Raw genomic sequence first — 17,939 nt, forward strand, 5'->3', positions numbered from 1 at the left:
GGCGGTTAGTTCACGCTCTGGAGCGCATCGTCATCAGCGCAAGCCGGCGATGTAGTCCGCCACGGCGGCAATTTCGCGGTCGTTGAGCTTGGCAGCGACGCCGGTCATGGGGCCGCTGTTGGTACGCACCGGGGTGCTGTCGCCACGGAAGGCCTTGAGCTGGGCCACGGTGTAGTCGGCGTTCTGGCCGCCCAGGCGCGGGTATTGAGCGGGCAAGCCGGCGCCGTTGGGGCTGTGGCAGCCGGCGCAGGCGGGGATGGAGCGCTCACCGATACCGCCGCGGTAGATCTTCTCGCCCAAGGCCACGGTGTCCTTGCTCTTCGAGAAGCCGGTCTTGACCTTCTTCGAGGCCACGAACCAGGCGATGTCGCGCATGTCCTGGTCGCTGAGGTTCGCGGCCATGGGACTCATGACGCTGTTCTTGCGCTTGCCGGACTTGAAGTCTTCCAGCTGCTTGAGGATGTATTCGGGATGCTGTTGCGCCAGCTTGGGGTTGGCCGCGATGGTCGAGTTGCCGTCGGCGTTGTGGCACGAGGCGCAGCTCTGCACTGTTGGAGTGCTCGCATTGAACAGCGTGTCCCCCTTGGCGGGGTCCGGCTTGGCCGGTTTTGCAGGCGCCGCGGCCGGAGCAGCCGCGTGTTCATCGGCTGCAAAACTCGCGCTGGATGCGATGCCCACGAGGGCTGCAAGCAGAATATTGGCAAACAACTTCATATCGGGGGCTTCGAATTTATGGCGCAAAACCTCACGATTCTACAATGTGGGTCTTGTTTCGAAAGTCCGTAGATGCCCTCCCCGCGCGCCAAGCCCGCTGCCTATCCTCCCCGCGCGGCCCCCGCCGCGGACCCCCAGGTCGCTGAACGCGAGCGCGTTGCGCTCGGCTGGCTGCACACCGCCCACTTCCTCACCAGCGCCCCCCAGCTGGAGCATCTGCCCCCCGTCGACCTGCCCGAGATCGCCTTCGTCGGCCGCTCCAACGCAGGCAAGTCGACCGCCATCAACACCCTCACGCAGCAGACGCGCCTGGCGTTCGCCTCCAAGACGCCTGGCCGCACCCAGCACATCAACCTGTTCGGCATCGGCAAGCAGAAGGTAGACGACGCGGTGCTGGCCGACCTGCCCGGCTACGGCTATGCGGCCGTTCCGCGCGAAGCCAAGCTGCGCTGGCAGCGCGTGATGGGCAACTACCTGATGACGCGCGAGAGCCTGCGCGGCGTGGTGCTGATGTGCGACCCGCGCCATGGCCTGACCGAGCTCGACGAGATCCTGCTCGACGTGATCCGCCCGCGCGTGGAACAGGGCCTCAAGTTCCTCGTGCTGCTGACCAAGTCCGACAAGCTCACGCGCAGCGAAGCCGCCAAGGTGCTGTCCATTACGCGACTGAACGCCGGCGGCGGCGAGGTGAAACTGTTCTCGGCTTTGAAGAAGCAGGGCGTTGGCGAAGCAGCCGAACTGCTGTGGCGTTGGGTGCATCCGAATGGGGCTGCCGCACCGGCAACGCCATCGGAGCCACCGGCGGAGCCAGAAGAGGCTTGATCACAAAACAGGCTGTACCGACCGTCCCATCTGCGCAGTTCACTATCAAAACAATAGCGACAGTCAACCCAAGGAGACAAGAAGCATGATCGAGACCTTCCAACGCAGCCTGCCCAACGGCACCACCCTGAGCTGCCGCGCCGCCGGCAAGCCGGGCCAGCCGCTGATGGTGTTCCTCCACGGCTTCCCCGAGGCCGCGTTCATCTGGGACGAGCTGCTCGACTACTTCGCGGACCCCGCCCACGGCGGCTACCGCTGCGTGGCGCCCAACCTGCGCGGTTTCGAAAAGTCGAGCGCGCCGACGGAAGTGGCCGCCTACAAGGCTCATCTGCTGATCCAGGACATCCAGCAACTCGTCGCGACCGAAAGCGCCGACAGCACCATGGCCGCGCTGGTGGCCCACGACTGGGGCGGCGCCTTCGCCTGGGGCTACGCCAACGCTTTCCCGCAGCAGGTCGGCAAGCTGGTCATCATCAATTCGCCGCACCCGGGCACCTTCACCCGCGAACTGCGCAACAGCGCGGAGCAGCAGCAAGCGAGCGCCTACATGAACTTCCTCGCGCGCCCCGACGCCGAGGGGCTGCTCGCGGCCGACGACTTCAAGCGCATGTGGCCCTTCTTCCTGCTGATGAAGGCCGGCCCGGACGGCTTCGGCTGGCTCACCGAAGAAGTGAAGCAGAAGTACCGCGAGGTCTGGGGCGCGGGCCTCACGGGCGCCTGCAATCTCTACCGCGTGACGCCGATGAAGCCGCCGCTGCCGGGCCAGACCATCGACAGCATCCCCGTGCTGCCGCGCGAACGGCTCACGGTGGACGTGCCGACCTTCGTGTTCTGGGCGCTCGACGACGCGGCGCTGCTGCCCGGGCTGCTCGAAGGGCTGGAAGACTATGTGCCGAAGCTCGAAGTGAAAAAGGTGCCGAACGCGACCCACTGGATCGTGCACGAGCAACCACAACTGGTCGCCCGCGAGATCGAAGGCTTCCTGCAGCGCGCTCAGTAAATAGGAGCCTCGCCCTCCGGGCGGGTCTTGAACCGCCGATGCACCCAGTAGTACTGGGCAGGCATCGTGTCGATGTAGCCCTGCAGCCGCGTGTTCATGAGCGTGGTGTCGGCCTCGACGTCGTCGGTCGGAAAGTTCTGCCAAGTCGGCAGGATCTCGATCTCGTAGCCCCCGGGCGTGAGCTTCGACACCACCGGCACCACCTTGGCCTTGCCCAGCCGCGCGAATCGCGACAGCGAGGGCACGGTGGCCGCCTGCACGCCGTAGAACGGCACGAAGATGGTCTGGTCGCGCCCGAAGTCCATGTCGGGCAGCAGGTACAGCAGGCCGCCCTTGCGCAGGCCCTGCAGCACCGGCTTGATGCCGTCCACCCGGTTGAGTGCCGCCACGTCGCCGAAGCGGGTGCGGCCTTCACGGATCCAGGCATCGACCATGGGGTCGCGCTGGGTCGTGTAGATGGTGGCCGAGGGGCGCGCCGTGTGCATGGTCAGGGCGGTGGCCGCGGCGTCGAGGCCGTAGAAATGCGGCGCGAACAGGATCATCGGCTCGTCGCCGTCGGCGATCTCGCGGATCTCCGAAGCGGCCCCGACCACCTTGAGCCGGCTCGCCACCACCTTCTCGGGCGCATGCCAGAGCCAGCTGCGGTCCAGCCAGGACTGCGCCACGTAGACGAAGGTCTCGCGCGCGATGGCGCGCCGCTCGGCCTCCGATTTCTCGGGGAAGCACACCGCCAGATTGGTATCGACCACCCGCCGCCGCGGCACGGCGACGGTATGCAGGATGCGGCCGAGAAACGCGCCGAAGCCGCGTACGAGCGGCAACGGCAGCGGCGCGATCACGCGCATGAAGCCGATGCCGAGTCGGGAACCAAGGCTCATGCGGCCTCCCCGGCGGCAGCGGCCACGCGCTCGGCGCGCGGCTCCTTGTAACGGGCGTAGTCCCACACGTACTGGCCCGGCAGGCTGTGGATCAGCCGGCCGATGGCGTCGTTCATGGCAGCGGCCGCGTCCTCGATGGAGGCCGACGGGTCAGTCAGCGCCGTGCCGACGATGGGTTCGAAGCGGATCACGTAGCCCGCGCCGTTCGGCAGGCGCTCGCACACGCTCAGGAAGCAGGCCGCGCCGGTCTGTTGCGCGAGGCGGGGAAGCAAGGTCATGGTGTAGGCCGGGCGCCCCAGGAACGGCGCCCATACGCCCTGCCCCAACGGCGGCACCTGGTCAGGCAGGATGCCGGTGTAGCCCCCGCCGCGCAGCGTGCGGATCAGGCCGCGCACGCCGCTGTTGTTGGTGGGCAGCGTCTGCAGGCCGGGCCGGTCGCGCGAGCCGGCGGCGATCAGGTCGGCCATCCATTTCTTGCGCGCGGGGCGAAACAGCGCCGTGATCGGCCCGTAGGCCGCGAGAAAGCGCTCGCCGATGGCCTGGCCGCACATCTCCCAGCTGCCGAGATGCGGCGCCACCAGGATCACGCCCTTTTTGGCCTGCATGGCCGCCTCGAAGGCCTCGACGCCCTCCCAGCGCACCACACGGTGCAGCACGGTCTGGCCCTGAGGGCGCAGCCAGAGCCAGGGCAGCTCGGAAGCCATCTTGCCGGCGGCGGCAATGGCGGGACGGTACTGGTCGGGGGCGAAGCCCGCGCTCTCGGCGTTGGCCTTGAAGCGGCGGCGATAGTCCGGCGCGCTCCACCAGACCAGCCAGCCCAGCATGGCGCCGAGTCGATGCATCAACGGCATCGGCACGCGGGCAAGCAGGCGGAACAGGGTGATCATTGAAAACGGGAGGGGGTCAAAAAACGGACGCGCGCGCATGGTATTGCGCGGCTCGAATAGAATGCAAATTGTCGCCGAGTTACGGAACAACTTGCAGGGCGACAAACACAGGCGCGAAGCGATTGTGCCCCCGCCGATTCATCGGCATCTGCTAAAGCGTTCGCCATGGCTCCGCAGAGTTGGCAACGCGCCAACCACTTCAAGGAGTTTGAACAAATGGCGAACGATTTCCTCTTCACTTCCGAATCGGTTTCCGAAGGCCACCCCGACAAGGTAGCCGACCAGATCTCGGATGCCATCCTGGACGCGATCTTCGAGCAGGACCCCCGCAGCCGCGTGGCCGCCGAGACGCTGACCAACACCGGCCTGGTCGTGCTAGCTGGCGAAATCACGACCAACGCGCACGTCGACTACATCCAGGTGGCGCGCGACACCATCAAGCGCATCGGCTACGACAACACCGAGTACGGCATCGACTACAAGGGTTGCGCCGTGATGGTCTGCTACGACAAGCAGTCCAACGACATCGCCCAGGGCGTGGACCATGCCAGCGACGACCACCTGAACACCGGCGCCGGCGACCAGGGCCTGATGTTCGGCTACGCCTGCGACGAAACGCCCGAGCTGATGCCCGCGCCCATCTACTACGCGCACCGCCTCGTCGAGCGCCAGGCCCAGCTGCGCAAGGACGGCCGCCTGCCCTTCCTGCGCCCCGACGCCAAGAGCCAGGTCACGATGCGCTACGTGGACGGCAAGCCGCACAGCATCGACACCGTGGTGCTCTCCACCCAGCACAGCCCCGACCAGAGCGAAACCTCGACCAAGATGAAGGCCTCGTTCAACGAAGCCATCATCGAGGAGATCATCAAGCCCGTGCTGCCCAAGGAATGGCTCAAGGACACGCGCTACCTGATCAACCCGACCGGCCGCTTCGTCATCGGCGGCCCGCAAGGCGACTGCGGCCTCACCGGCCGCAAGATCATCGTGGACACCTACGGCGGCGCCTGCCCGCACGGCGGTGGCGCGTTCTCGGGCAAGGACCCGTCGAAGGTCGACCGCTCGGCCGCCTACGCTGCGCGCTACGTGGCCAAGAACATCGTGGCCGCGGGCATCGCGCGCCAGTGCCAGATCCAGGTGGCGTACGCCATCGGCGTGGCCGAGCCGATGAACATCACGGTCTACACCGAAGGCACGGGCGTGATCCCCGACGAAAAAATCGCAGCCCTCGTGCGCGAACACTTCGACCTGCGTCCGAAGGGCATCATCCAGATGCTCGACCTGCTGCGCCCGATCTACCAGAAGACCGCCGCCTACGGCCACTTCGGCCGTGAAGAGCCCGAGTTCACCTGGGAAGCGACGACGCAGGCGCCCGCACTGCGCGCAGCTGCCGGCCTCAAGTAAGAAGCAAGAAACGGCGGTGGGTCAGAAGCGGTAAGCGCCGCTCAAACCCACCGTCCAGTTGCGGCCCGGCGCAGGCTCGTAATAGCGCGCATTGCCCTCGTTGACGATGACCGAGCCCACGTAGCGCCGGTCGAACAGGTTGTCGACACGCGCGAAGGCGTTGAACTCCCAACGCTCCCATTTCTTCAGATAGCCCGCATACACCGCCGCGACGGCATAGCCCGGCGCGCTCGCGGTGTTGACGTCGTTGGCCTGCATTCGGCCCAGCGCACGCATCTCGACACCGGCACGCCAGCCCTCGGGCGGCACCCACCCCAGCGATGCAAACAGCGACTGCCGTGCAATGCCCGGAATGCGATTGCCCGCGGCCACGGTGTTCGCAGCCGCACACGGAGACGGCGAACAGAAGGCATCGCGATACGTCGCGTCCAGCCATGTGTAGGCCAGCTGCGTGCGCCAGTGATTCGCAGTCTCGTGCTGCCAGCCCAGCTCGAAGCCGTTGCGCCTGGTGCGGCCCGCGTTCTGGAAAGTGGCGCGGCCGCCGACGTTGGTGTCCGTGACGATCTCGTCACGCGTGCTGGTCTGGAACAGCGCCGCCGTCAGCAGGCCGCCCGCAAGCCGCGCCTTGGCCCCGACCTCGATGCTGTCGTTCACTGACCGCCGCAGCGCGAAGTTGAGCCCGCTCGCACCGTTCGCCCGATAAGAAAGCTCGTTCAGCGTCGGCGTCTCGAAGCCACGCCCGATGGAGCCGTACAGCGCGAGGTCCTGCGTCGCCTGGTAGCGCAGCGAAGCCACCGGCAGTGTCTTGCTGTAGCGCGCACTGCCGCTGTCGTCGCGGTTCGCGCCCACGATGTAGCGGTCCTGCGAGCTGAAATGCACGCTGCTGCGGCGCACGCCGGCTTCTAGCGTCCAGCGGTCGGTAAAGCGCCAGGTAGCTTGCGCGTAAGGATCGAGGTTCCAGGCTTCGTTGAGCTCGTTGCGCCTGAGCCGCCCCTGCACGCCGAGCACCGGCGCTGAAACCGGCCCGAGGTAGTTCTCATAGCCACGCCGCTTTTCGCGCAGGCTGTCGTAGGCCAGGCCCGCCACCACGTCGAGTGGCCGGTCGGCCAGCGTAAGCGCGGCGTTCCAGCGCAAGTCAACGCCGCCGTACTGCCGCGACAGGTCGATCACGCCGCCCGCGTGCAGCGGGCTCTGCTGCGCAGATGGCGGGATCGACTGGAACTGCGTGGTCTTGCGCTCGCCGCCGTAGACCATGAGGCGCAGCCCCTGCTGCGCGTTGATGCGGTGCTCGTAGAGCAGACCGGCCTGCGTCTGCTCGACCGTCTTGCGGGTGTCGTACTGCGTGGCCAGCGGGGCGTTGCGCGGTGCCAGGGCGTACTGGTCGGCCGTGAGGCCCAGCGGATCCTGCGCGTCGATGCGCACGCTGTTGAAGATCAGCGTCAGCTTGTCGCCGTTGTCCAGCGCGATGCCGAGCTTACCGTTGGCAATGTCGCGCCGCGCCGCGCTGTGCTCGCGCCAGCCGTCGGTGTGGAAGCGGCTCGCGTCGAGCAGATAGTCCACCGCCCCCTGCGATCCGCTCAGTTGCAGCGACTGCCGCCAGGTGCCGAAGCTGCCACCCGCGAGCGAGTACGCCAACCGCGGCGCGCCCTCGCCCGAGGCGGTGAATGCCTGCACCACGCCGCCAGACGAATTGCCGTAGAGCGCCGAGAACGGCCCGCGCAGAACCTCGACCCGGTCCAGCGAGCCGATGTCGATGTTCGAAGTCTGCCCCTGGCCATCGGGCAAGGTCGCGGGAATGCCATCGACATACAGCCGCACGCCACGCACGCCGAAGGTCGAGCGCGCGCCGAAGCCGCGGATGGACAGCTGCAGGTCCTGCGCGTAGTTCAGCCGGTTCTGCACCTGCAGCCCCGGCACCGCTCCGAGGCTTTCGGAGAGATTGACCTGCAGGCGGCTGTCGCGCATCTCGTCGCCATCGACACGGTCTACCGAGCCCGGCACGTTGAAAGGCGCGACTTCGCCGCGTGGCGTGGAGACGGTGATCTCGCGCAGACGCGCGCCGCTGGTGTCAGGATCGGCCGATGGCTCCTGCTGGGCCTGCGCGGCCAGCGGAACACCCAGCAAGAGAAGGCAGGCGGCGGCAACGGGCGCAGGTTTCATCGCGCCGATTCTGCTTCGGCACACCAGCCACGCGTGTCGCGGTGGCGCGACTCTCAGGGAAAACTAGCGCTCCGGCGCCTTGCACCAGCCATACCAGGCGCCCACCGCGCACGGAATGCCCAGTGCGATCCAGGCCAGGATGTCGCCCAGCCCGCCATCGCTGAAGAGTGCCGAGATCAGCCCGAAGGTGGTCAGCAGGCCGAGCACGATCGGCCAGCCCCACATGCGCCAGAAGCTTTGATGGTGTTGATGCGGCTTCATGCCTGAACCTTCATCGCCGGAGCCGGCTCGCCCTGCGGGGCGGCAGGCGCATGCTGCTCATGCGCAGCCGTCTTCTTGCTGGACGCAGGCACGGGGTTGCCCCGCTTGAGCCAGAGATACAGCCCGCTGCCCAGCACGATGATGGTCGCTATGTCGAGCAGCGCCCAGATGATCTGCATCGGCATGCCGCCGTAGTCGCCGAAGTGCAGCGGCTGCGACACCAGCAGCGCCCAGAGGTACCAGGGCAGCTTCGGCGACGCGGTCACCTGCGCCGTCTTGGCGTCGACCAGCACCGGCTGGAAGAGCTTCGAAGTGAAGGGCTCGTTGCCGCGCAGGAAGAAGGTGGTGTGATGCGGGCTCGAGAACGACGTGCCCGGGAACGCGATGAACGACAGCTTCGTGCCGGGCGCCTTCTGCATCGCGGCGTCCATCGAGCGCTGCACCGAGCCGCGTTCGTTCACCGCCACGATGGGCTCGTTCTTGTAAGGAGTGAGAAGTGCGCTGAGCTGGTCGTACTGCCAGTACTTGATGAGCAGGTCGGCCCACGTGTTGATCATGCCGGTGGCGCCCACCACGAACACCCACACCAGCGTGACGATGCCCAGCAGGTTGTGCAGGTCGAGCCACTTCAGGCGCGGCCGCTTCTCGCGCCGCACCGTGCCGAAGTCGAGCTTGCGCATGAAGGGCGAATACAGCACCACGCCCGAGACGACGGCCACCAGCAGCAGCAGGCCCATGAAGCCGAGGAACAGCTTGCCCGGCAGCCCGGCAAAGAGGTCGACGTGCAGCTTGAACATCACGTACATGAAGCCTTCGTCGAACTTGGGCTGCGCGAGCACTTCGCCCGTGCGCGCATCGACCGCGACCGACTTGAAGTCGTCCGTGGCTTCCGGCGTGGGCGTGAGCGTGACGAACCACAGGCCGTCGTCGTCCTCGGGCTGCGAGGCGAACTGCACCACGCGGTCGGGGTGCTTCGCCTTCGCGATGTCGAGCACGCGATCGAGGCTGATGTGCGGCGTGCCCGCCGGCATCTTCGGCGCCTCGACCTCAGTGCCGAGCAGGTGGCCGATCTCGTGGTGGAAGATCAGCGGCAGCCCCGTGATGCACAGCAGCAGCATGAACACCGTGCACACGAGGCTGCTCCACTTGTGCACCCAGGCCCAGGTCTTGATCTTTCGGCTGTTCATGTCGTGGTGGCTCTGATGGAGAAAGGGATTCTAGAAACGGTAGGTGGCGCTTGCGACGATGTTGCGGCGCGAGCCGTACCAGCAGTCACCACGCGACAGGCAGGTGCTGAAGTAGACCTTGTCCGTCACGTTGTTGATGTTGAGCGCATAGCGCCAGGCGGCGGTCTCGTAGGCGAACACGAGATCGGCCAGCGCAACGCCCGGTATGCGCGGGCCCACGCCCGACTGCATGTCGCGGAACGAGCTCATCATGCGCAGCCCGGCGCCGGCCGAGAAGCCGCTCACGCCGCCGACCGAGAACTTGTACTTGGCCCAGACGCTAGCCTGGTGCTTGGGCAGGCCCTCGATCAGCGCATCGGCGTCTGTGTAGTTGTAGTGGGCAATGAGGTCGAGGTTCGGGCCGATCGAGCCCTTGGCCTCCAGCTCCACGCCGCGGGTCTTGGTTTCGCCGAGCTGCGTGAACACCTTGGGCTGCGGCTCGCTGATCTGGTTCTTCTCGCGCAGGTCGTACACCGCGGCGCTGAAGGCCAGGGCGCGGTCCTTGGGCTCGTATTTCACGCCCACCTCCCATTGCTCGCCGCGCAGCGGACTGAAGATGCGGCCTTCGCGCGCAGCCTGCGGCGTGAACGACTCGCTGTAGCTCAGGTACGGCGACCAGCCCGAGGGCGAGGCGTACATCAGGCCGAGGCGCTTGGTGGTGGCGCTGCTCTTCTCGTCGTTGCTGCCCGCAGCGCTGGACACGGCCCTGTCGTGCCTAAGGCCCGCCACCAGGATCCAGTTGTCGAGCTTGATCTGGTCTTGCAGGTAGACGCCCGTCTGGCGCTGGCGGGTGCGCGGCCGTGCGTCGCGCACGGGCTCGTCGAGATGGCCGTAGACCGGCGCATAGACGTCGATGGTGTCGAAGGTCGTGCCGACCCAGACGTTCTCGCGCTGGCGTGCGAAGTCCGCACCCACGAGCAGCGTGTGCTTCAGGGCGCCGGTCTGGAAGTGGCCCTCGACGTGGTTGTCGAGCGTCTGCGTGCGGTTGCGCGTGAGCGAGCTGTCGTAGTAGCGGCCCAGCACGCGCTTGAAGATCGGGTCAGTGGCATCCCAGCTTTCGGCCCCCGCGAACGCGCCGCCGTAGTGGTAGCGGTTGTCGTTTTCGTTGCGCGCGTAGCGGAAGTTCTGGCGCAGCGTCCAGCTGTCGTTGAACTTGTGCTCGAACTGCCAGCCGAAGGTCTTGCGCTCGCTGTCGTAGTAGTCGCCCGGTTCGCCGATGAAGCGGCTGCTTGGAAGACGTCCGTTCGGGTTCGGCAGCAAGGTGCCCTCCCAGGGCAGGAACTGCGAGCTGCTGCCGCTCTTGTCCTTCTGCCAGAGGCCTTGCAGCGTCAGCGAGGTCATGGCGTTGGGCCGCCAGGTCAGCGAAGGCGCAATCACGCTGCGGTCGTCGGGCACGTAGTCGACCTGCGTGTCGGACTTGCGCTGCAGCGCGATCAGGCGGTACGACAGGGAGCCGTCAGCGTTCAGCGGGCCGGTGAGGTCGGCCTGGATCTGCTTGCGGCCGAAGCTGCCGAACTGCACGCCCACTTCGCGCTGGGCCTCCTGCAGCGGCCGCTTGCTGACCATGTTGACCACGCCGGCGGCCGTGCCGGCACCGAACAGCATGCCCGAGGGGCCACGCAGCACTTCGAGGCGCTCCAGCGTGTAGGGCTCGGTGCGGGTGGTGCTGGTGTAGTAGCCGTAGGCCTGGCGCAGGCCGTCGAGGTAGACGTCGGGGGTGGAGCCTCGCACCCGCACGGAGTCGGTTCGCGAATCGAGGCCGTAGGCGTCGGAGCGCACGCCGGCCGCGTAGTTGAGCGCGTCCTGCACGTTGATCGCGCCCTGGTCGACCATCTGGTCGCGCGTGATCACGGTCACGGACTGAGGCGTTTCCGACAGCGGCGTATCGGTCTTGGTGGCGGTGACCGCATTTTTCGCGCGGTAGCCGATCACCGGCGTGGTCGCCGTCTCGGCTTCGGCATTCGCGTCGACCCGCACTTCGGGCAGCGAGCCCGCATTCGTCGTCTGGGCCAGCACCTGGTGCTGTGTGGAAATCGCCAGGCACCCCATCAGCACCAACCTCTTCATTCCTGCTCCACTCCTCGAAATTTTGATTAATACGAACGATTCGCATTTTAGTCGTGACAAATTTCCGCTTCCTCCAATCACCGCCCTGAGTGAAGGGCGTTGCGTTGCGAAATTGCGTCTTCGGGTTAGGGGTGAACCGGCTACCATGCCGCCCGCACGCTTCCCGTGCGTTGGCAGCCCTCATGCTCAAGCTCATTGCCTTTCTGTTTCCCGCGCTGCGCGGTCCGGCTTTGCGGCTGATGGTCCTTGCGACTGCCATTGCGCTGACCGGCTGCGCCGGCCTCCCGCCGCGCACGCCCGAACCGCCGACGCTGGCCATTGCGGCCTCGCCCGCCACCGAGCTCGGCCGCGCGGCCGTCAGCCTCAATTCCCCGCCCGACGGCCTGACCAGCATGCGGCCGCTGATCGAAGCCTCCTTCGCGCTCGATGCACGGCTGGAGCTGATGCGGCGCGCCAAGTCGTCGCTCGACATCCAGACCTACCAGCTCGGCAACGACAAGACCGGTCGCCTGCTGCTGCGCGAAATGCGCAATGCCGCCCGGCGCGGCGTCCGCGTGCGGCTGCTGCTCGACGACTTCTACACAGCCGGCATGGACCGCCTGCTGCTCGGCCTGGCCGCCGAGCCCAATGCCGAGATCCGGCTGTTCAACCCCTTCGTGAATGCGCGCGACCATTCGTCGGGGCGCTGGCTGGAGTTCTTCTCCGACTTCAGGCGGCTCAACCACCGCATGCACAACAAGCTGTTCGTGGCCGACGGCGCCATGGCCATCGCGGGCGGCCGCAACCTGGCCGATGAATACTTCCTGCGCAGCGAGAGCGCGAACTTCATCGATTTCGAGGTGCTGCTGGCCGGCCCGGTGGTCCCCGAGTCCGCCGCCATCTTCGACACCTACTGGAACAGCGACGTGGTCTACCCCCTGCAGCGGGTGGCCAGCACCAGCCGCACGCCGCAGCAACTCAAAGCGGACTTCGAAGAGGCGACCTCTCCCGCCCATGCACCGCCGCCCGACCCGCTGGCCGCCACCGACCTGCTCGGCGACCCGCCACTGGCCGCCCAGCTCGCCAACATCGACGAGGCCAAGTGGATGCGCGCCGAGGCCCATGCCTCCGCCGACAGCCCCAACAAGGCACTGGGCGTCATGGCGCATCCCACGGAGTCGCTGGCGCAGCGCTTTCACGAAATGCTGGCCACGGCCCAGTCGAACGTGGTGGTGATCTCGCCCTACTTCATTCCGGGCGACGAGGGCATGGAGCGCATCCGCATGGGCCGCGACCACGGCGTGAACATCACCGTCATCACCAACTCGCTGGCCGACAGCGACGAGCCACTGGTCAACATCAACTACAACCGCTACCGCGTCGACATGCTCAAGCTGGGCGTGAACCTGTACGAGGTCAGCACCCAGCAGCTGCGGCGCAGCGGCCAGTTCCGCGACCTGCTCAAGAAGGCGCGCGGCCGCCTGCACGCCAAGCTGGCACTGGTCGACCGGCAGTGGGTGCTGCTCGGCTCGATGAACCTCGACCCGCGTTCCGCCCGACTGAACACCGAGTTCGGCGTGCGCGTGCGCAGCTTCGACCTGACGCAGGCGCTGCTCTTCGCCTACCAGCTCGACGACATCGAGGGCGTCTACCGCGTCACGCTCAAGCCCGATGGCCAGAACGTGCAATGGGTCGGCACGGGCGACGTCGACAACGAGGTGCTCGACAGCGAGCCGGACTCGAGCATGCTGACACGGCTGCAGCTGCTGCTGTTCTCGTGGTTCGTGCCCACGGACCAGCTGTAGGCAGCGCCCGGTTCAGAGCAAGCGCTGCAACAGGCGATAGCCCTCGGGCCAGTCGCCGAGGCCGCTGGCAGCGTTGATGTGCCCAAGCGCCCCCACCTCGACTAACTCACTGCCCCAGGCGCGTGCGCGCTCGCTCGCGTAAGCCGTGCTGCCATAGGGATCGTCATTGCTGGCGACCACGATGCTCGGAAACGGCAGCCGGGCGGACGGCAGTGGCTCGAACCCCAGCGACGTTTCCGCCGGATAGGCAGCGGCCTGAGGGTCGGGCACTGCGACGAGCAATGCGCCTCGAATCCGGGGCGTGCACCGCATCGCCCAATGCACCACGGCCAGGCAACCCAGGCTGTGCGCCACGACCACGAGATCGCGGCCCAACCCGCCAGCCTGCTGCTCCAGCGCCGAGACCCAGTCGTCGCAAACCGCCCGATCCCAGTCATCGACCTGCAACCGGAGCCATTCCGGTCGAGTCGACTGCCAGATGCTCTGCCAATGCGCAGGGCCTGAATTGCCATGCCCAGGCACGACAAAGACTGGATTTTTCATTCGCGGTTCTCCCGTTGAGCGATGCGCTTCAGTCTATGAAGCACGCCCGCCCGAACGGAAGAGCAAGGCATTCGAAGACGCAGCCGAAAACCTTCAAGTCATCGGCAATGCGGTCTGCTACACGACCACCACCAGCTTGCCGGCCGCACTGTTGCTCTCCATCTTCGTGTGAGCTTCGACGATCTCGTCGAAGCCGTACACATGGTCGATGGGCACGCTCAGCTTGCCCGCGCTCACGCCGTCGAGAAAGTCCTGAAGCACCGAGGCAGGCAGGTCGGAGGCATCGCCGGAGTACGCGCAAAGCCGCACGAGGTTCTTCAGGTAGCCGATCGGATAGAAGTCCTTGACCAGCCACTCGTTCGACAGCATTCCGGTGAAGCAGACGACGCCCCTGGGCCGAACCGCCCGCAAGGTGTCGGGCAACGCAGGCGTGCCGACCAACTCCAGTGCGAGATCCACGCCACCCGGCAGGATCTTCCGGACCTGCGAAGCCACATCGCCGTCATCGACGATCACGTGGTCGACCCCGGCAGCCGTGAGCACATCCCGCTTTGCAGCGTTGCGCGTTGTCGAGAAGACCACGAGGCCGCGCTGCCTGGCCAGAATGGCAGTCGCCAGGCCAACCGACGAAGTCCCGCCCCGCACCAGGATCGATTGGCCAGGTTGCGCATCGAGCGCGCTGACCAGCGAGCCATAGGCCGTCTGCAGCATCTCGGGGACGGCGCCGAGCGTGCTCCAGGGAAGCGTGCTCCTGAACGGAATCACCTGGCTTGCCGGCACGCAGGTGTATTCGGCATAGCCGCCGTCGTAGGTGCGCCCCATGTTCCCCATCACCGCAACCACTTGCTGGTCGACCGCGAACTCGCCTCCGGGGCATTCGGCGACCTGCCCGCAGGCTTCGATGCCGAGCACCCGGGGAAAGGTCACGCCTTCCGCCAGCCCCAGCCGCGTATGAAGCTCCGACCGGTTGAGCCCGAAGGCACGGACCTTGATGAGAACCTGCCCCTTGAGCGGCGTCGGTATGGGCAGCTCGCGATAGTGCAGCGCCTCGGGCGGCCCGGGTGCGTCCAGCACGATGGCTCGCATGGTTCTACTCGCAACTTCGTTCATGGCCTTCTCGCACATCTTAAAAAGTCATTAATGATCCTGGCGCATCATCCGGGCTGTTTCGTTCGGCCACAAGAAATTCCGCTCTCATGCACCTGCTCCTCGTAGAAGACGACGACATGCTGGGTGAAGCCGTGTGCGATGGCGCGCGCCAGAGCGGCTGGTCCATCGACCGTGTCGGCAATGCATCAGCCGCCCGGATCGCCCTGATCGACCATGCCTATGCAGCCGTGCTGCTGGACCTGGGCCTGCCAGGCGGAGAGTCGGGCCTGACGGTGCTGCGGTCGATGCGAAGCCGCTACGACCCGACACCGGTCCTGATTCTCACGGCGCGAGATCAGTTGAGCGAGCGCATCCACGGCCTCGACGCGGGCGCCGACGACTACCTCGTCAAGCCCTTCCAGTTCGACGAACTGTGGGCACGTGTGCGTTCGGTCATTCGCCGCAGCCAGGGTCGCGTGATACCCGTTTTTTCCCGTGGCGACGTCACGGTCGACCGCAGTCGCCGCGTGGTCACCAAGGCCGGCGTCGATGTGCCGTTGAGCGCGCACGAGTACCGCACCCTGCTCGCCTTGCTGGAACGCCCCGGCCACGTCGTCACGCGCGATCAACTGCAGGATGTGGTCTACGGAACGGCCAGCGTCGTCGAGAGCAACACCATTGCCGTGTTCATCCACCAGTTGCGCCGCAAGCTCGGCGACGACCTGATCCGCACCGTTCACGGCCATGGCTATGTCGTCGGCCAGCCTCCGCCGTGAAGTCGAAGTCGCTCTATGCGCGAATGATCCTGATGCTCGGGGCGACCATCGTCCTGGGCTGGATCGTGGCGTTCGCGGTGCTTTTCGCGTATCTCGCGCACAACAAAGCCAGCATCTGGGACGACAAGCTCAAGGTCATTGCCACTCGCATCCTGCTGACAATTCCGGCCGACAAGGACATGGTTGTGACGGGGCCAGGGCTGCAACTGCGGGACCCCGCGCTGGCAGAGAGCGAGCAACTCGTCTTCCAAGTCTGGATCGATCGCAAGCGGTTGTCCGTGCGTACGCCCGGAGCCCCCGAATCGCCGCTGCGGCCAGGCTTCGAGGATGGCATCACCACCACGGTGATCGAGGGAAGACGATGGCGTGTCTATTCGGTCTCGGATTCCAAAGGCCGGATCTATGTACAGGTCGGCAACCTCCACAGCGTGGTGGACGCCGAAATGCAGCGCCAGGCCCTGACCGGGCTGGTACTCAGCACCATCCTGTTGCTGATCGTGGGCGCGCTGATGTGGCTGGTGGTACGCAGCTCGCTCAAGCCAGTGGTGGCGCTGGAAGCTGCCATGCGAAGCCGGCGCAGGTTCGACCTCACGCCGCTGTCCTCGGCCGCGCTGCCGCGCGAGCTGCATCCGCTGGTCGCGTCGTTCAATCGTCTGCTGGAGCAGCTTTCCGAATCGATCGAGGGCGAGCGTCGCTTCATCGGCGATGCCGCCCACGAGCTGCGCACGCCCCTGGCTGCGCTGCAGGCGCAGGCCCAGATCGCGCTGCGCGCGAACACCGCCGCCGACAAGGACGTGGCACTGACCAAGCTGCTTCGGGTCGCACAGAGCAGCTCGCGGCTGTCCGAACAGTTGCTCGACCTGGCACGACTGAATGCGAGTGCCAATGCTCCGCAGCACATGCGGGCAGACCTGAGCGATCTCATCCTGCACGTGACCCGCGATTTCGATACCCATGCCCTGCAGCAGGAGCGCTCGATCCTGCTCGATATTCGCAAGTGCACCATCAACTGCAACATCGACGAGATGGGCATCCTGCTGCGCAACCTGATCGACAACGCGCTGCGCTACACGCCCAAGGGCGGGCGCGTTCGGGTCAGCTGCGGCCATGAGCCGGCCGTCGGACAGGAAGAGACGCACAGGGTCTATCTCGAAGTGGCAGACGACGGTCCCGGCGTGCCGCTGTCGGAACGCAAGGCGATCTTCGAGCGCTTCCATCGGGCTGCCGGCACTTCCACGCGCGGCAGCGGCATCGGCCTGTCGCTGGTGGCTGGAATCGCCCAGCTGCATCATGCGACCATTGAAACCGGGGATGGACTGGAGGGGCGCGGCTTTGCCATCCGGGTGGTGTTCCCGGCGGCGGCAGCGCCGCCCCCGTCGACCTCTTCTCAGAACCTGTAGACGTACCCGAGGCGCACGCCGGTCTGGTTCGACCGGCTGACCAAAGGGCTGTTCTTGATGCCGCTGCCGAAGCTGGTCGCGCTCACGTCCAGGAAAACTGTCTGCTTCGGCGCCACGGCGTAGTCCACGCGCAGGCCCACTTCGATGTTGGCGGTAGCCTTGCCGGCATATTCGGGCCGGTCGGATCGGGCCTCGGCCGCCGTCACGCCGTAGTAGTAGTCGACGTACTTGCGGTCGACCCAATGCGCGGCCAGGCGCGGCGTGAAGCCGAAGGCACCCGAAGAAAAGCGCCGGTCGATCTGCACCTTGAACCGCGTTCCCTTGCTGTTGCCCGACCCGTCGGCCAGCAGTTCGGCCGACAGGTTGGCAATGTCGTTGCGCCAGATGGCTGCCCCGCCCAGCCACAGGCTGCCCTTGCGCTTTTCCATGCCGCCGAAATAGGGCGAATCGTCGGCCTCATAGCCATCGCCCGCGTAGCGCGCACGCAACCGCAAAGAGACGGGCCCCACGGACGTCAGCTTCAAATCGGCACTCGGGAACGCAACGCTGACCCACTTGTTCTCGTAGGTGAGCATGGGGATGGCCAGGCCCTTGTTGTCGAAGTCGCGATAGGGCTTGCGCTCCATGCCAGCGGCAATGCCGATGCCCCATTGCGAACCCGCTTCGGAGAGCTGGTCTTGTGCAACTTGCGCCCATGCCGACGAAACGCATGCCGCAGAGGCGACGCCCGCAGCGATGGTTCTGAAAGGTATGCGCGCGCGGCTGTTCTTTTCTCGGCTCGAAAGACAGTTTGACTTCAGGTGGTTCAGCATGGAGGCTCCAGTACGAATGGTCGGCGACAGACACCATGTCGTCGCCTTCTGGAGCGGATGCTGAAGGGATGGCTTTAATAAGTTTTTAGCGCTTTTAAGATTTGATTAACCGGTTCGCA

At 66.2% G+C, this 17,939-nt stretch carries 16 protein-coding genes; 6 read left to right on the forward strand and 10 right to left on the reverse strand.

Translation table 11 applies throughout. The features are described 5' to 3' along the window. Positions 1-33: 33 nt before the first annotated feature. Entirely contained in the window at positions 34-714 is a 681-nt protein-coding gene (locus BLW48_RS02920) for a c-type cytochrome (RefSeq protein ID WP_093048506.1), read from the reverse strand. A 72-nt stretch (positions 715-786) separates the two neighbouring features. Between BLW48_RS02920 and yihA the strand changes: the two genes are divergently transcribed. Both yihA and BLW48_RS02930 read left to right on the forward strand, forming a co-directional pair. Continuing rightward, the gene (gene yihA, locus BLW48_RS02925) at positions 787-1,536 is read left to right on the forward strand and encodes a ribosome biogenesis GTP-binding protein YihA/YsxC (protein ID WP_093172510.1); all 750 of its coding nucleotides are present in this window, start codon (positions 787-789) and stop codon (positions 1,534-1,536) included. An 85-nt stretch (positions 1,537-1,621) separates the two neighbouring features. Further along, positions 1,622-2,536: an alpha/beta fold hydrolase gene (locus tag BLW48_RS02930; protein WP_093172512.1), complete on the forward strand. Its 915-nt coding sequence runs from the start codon at positions 1,622-1,624 to the stop codon at positions 2,534-2,536. On the opposite strand, the gene BLW48_RS02935 is transcribed toward BLW48_RS02930, so the two are convergent. Next, the gene (locus BLW48_RS02935) at positions 2,530-3,414 is read right to left on the reverse strand and encodes an LpxL/LpxP family acyltransferase (protein WP_093048494.1); all 885 of its coding nucleotides are present in this window, start codon (positions 3,412-3,414) and stop codon (positions 2,530-2,532) included. The genes BLW48_RS02930 and BLW48_RS02935 overlap by 7 nt on opposite strands. Continuing rightward, positions 3,411-4,301, reverse strand: coding sequence for a lysophospholipid acyltransferase family protein (locus BLW48_RS02940; protein WP_093048491.1), 891 nt, complete (start codon positions 4,299-4,301; stop codon positions 3,411-3,413). The genes BLW48_RS02935 and BLW48_RS02940 overlap by 4 nt, the downstream gene beginning before the upstream one ends. Positions 4,302-4,517: 216 nt before the next feature. Between BLW48_RS02940 and metK the strand changes: the two genes are divergently transcribed. After that, complete coding sequence (gene metK / locus BLW48_RS02945; protein ID WP_093172514.1) at positions 4,518-5,702, forward strand: methionine adenosyltransferase; 1,185 nt, start codon at positions 4,518-4,520, stop codon at positions 5,700-5,702. A 21-nt stretch (positions 5,703-5,723) separates the two neighbouring features. Here metK and BLW48_RS02950 read toward each other — a convergent pair whose 3' ends face one another. The 4 genes from BLW48_RS02950 to BLW48_RS02965 all read right to left on the reverse strand — a co-directional run bounded on the left by BLW48_RS02950 (position 5,724) and on the right by BLW48_RS02965 (position 11,416). Further along, complete coding sequence (locus BLW48_RS02950) at positions 5,724-7,862, reverse strand: TonB-dependent receptor (protein ID WP_093172516.1); 2,139 nt, start codon at positions 7,860-7,862, stop codon at positions 5,724-5,726. 63 nt (positions 7,863-7,925) lie between these two features. Beyond that, entirely contained in the window at positions 7,926-8,123 is a 198-nt protein-coding gene (locus BLW48_RS02955) for a hypothetical protein (RefSeq protein ID WP_093172518.1), read from the reverse strand. After that, a complete protein-coding gene (locus tag BLW48_RS02960) occupies positions 8,120-9,310 on the reverse strand; it encodes a PepSY-associated TM helix domain-containing protein (RefSeq protein ID WP_093172520.1) in 1,191 nt (396 codons plus the stop codon). The genes BLW48_RS02955 and BLW48_RS02960 overlap by 4 nt, the downstream gene beginning before the upstream one ends. Before the next feature lie 30 nt (positions 9,311-9,340). Beyond that, positions 9,341-11,416: a TonB-dependent siderophore receptor gene (locus tag BLW48_RS02965; protein WP_256330682.1), complete on the reverse strand. Its 2,076-nt coding sequence runs from the start codon at positions 11,414-11,416 to the stop codon at positions 9,341-9,343. A gap of 182 nt (positions 11,417-11,598) precedes the next feature. Here BLW48_RS02965 and BLW48_RS02970 point away from each other — a divergent pair, with 182 nt between their 5' ends. Continuing rightward, positions 11,599-13,200 carry a phospholipase D family protein gene (locus BLW48_RS02970; RefSeq protein ID WP_093048479.1) on the forward strand — a complete coding sequence of 534 codons (1,602 nt, stop codon included), beginning with the start codon at positions 11,599-11,601 and terminating at the stop codon, positions 13,198-13,200. Positions 13,201-13,212: 12 nt separating this feature from the next. On the opposite strand, the gene BLW48_RS02975 is transcribed toward BLW48_RS02970, so the two are convergent. Both BLW48_RS02975 and BLW48_RS02980 read right to left on the reverse strand, forming a co-directional pair. Continuing rightward, positions 13,213-13,743, reverse strand: a complete 531-nt coding sequence (locus BLW48_RS02975; RefSeq protein WP_093172521.1) for an RBBP9/YdeN family alpha/beta hydrolase — start codon at positions 13,741-13,743, stop codon at positions 13,213-13,215. A 117-nt stretch (positions 13,744-13,860) separates the two neighbouring features. Further along, the gene (locus BLW48_RS02980; RefSeq protein ID WP_093075907.1) at positions 13,861-14,829 is read right to left on the reverse strand and encodes a zinc-binding alcohol dehydrogenase family protein; all 969 of its coding nucleotides are present in this window, start codon (positions 14,827-14,829) and stop codon (positions 13,861-13,863) included. A gap of 110 nt (positions 14,830-14,939) precedes the next feature. Here BLW48_RS02980 and BLW48_RS02985 point away from each other — a divergent pair, with 110 nt between their 5' ends. Together BLW48_RS02985 and BLW48_RS02990 are read left to right on the forward strand one after the other, a co-directional pair. Further along, entirely contained in the window at positions 14,940-15,608 is a 669-nt protein-coding gene (locus BLW48_RS02985) for a response regulator transcription factor (RefSeq protein ID WP_093075909.1), read from the forward strand. A 23-nt stretch (positions 15,609-15,631) separates the two neighbouring features. Then, a complete protein-coding gene (locus BLW48_RS02990) occupies positions 15,632-17,008 on the forward strand; it encodes a sensor histidine kinase (protein WP_093173228.1) in 1,377 nt (458 codons plus the stop codon). Here BLW48_RS02990 and BLW48_RS02995 read toward each other — a convergent pair. After that, positions 16,996-17,820 carry a MipA/OmpV family protein gene (locus tag BLW48_RS02995; RefSeq protein ID WP_093172524.1) on the reverse strand — a complete coding sequence of 275 codons (825 nt, stop codon included), beginning with the start codon at positions 17,818-17,820 and terminating at the stop codon, positions 16,996-16,998. The two genes, BLW48_RS02990 and BLW48_RS02995, sit on opposite strands and share 13 nt — an antisense overlap. Between the last annotated feature and the right edge of the window lie 119 nt (positions 17,821-17,939).

The sequence above is a fragment of the Variovorax sp. YR266 genome (assembly GCF_900107295.1).
Lineage (GTDB): Bacteria > Pseudomonadota > Gammaproteobacteria > Burkholderiales > Burkholderiaceae_C > Variovorax.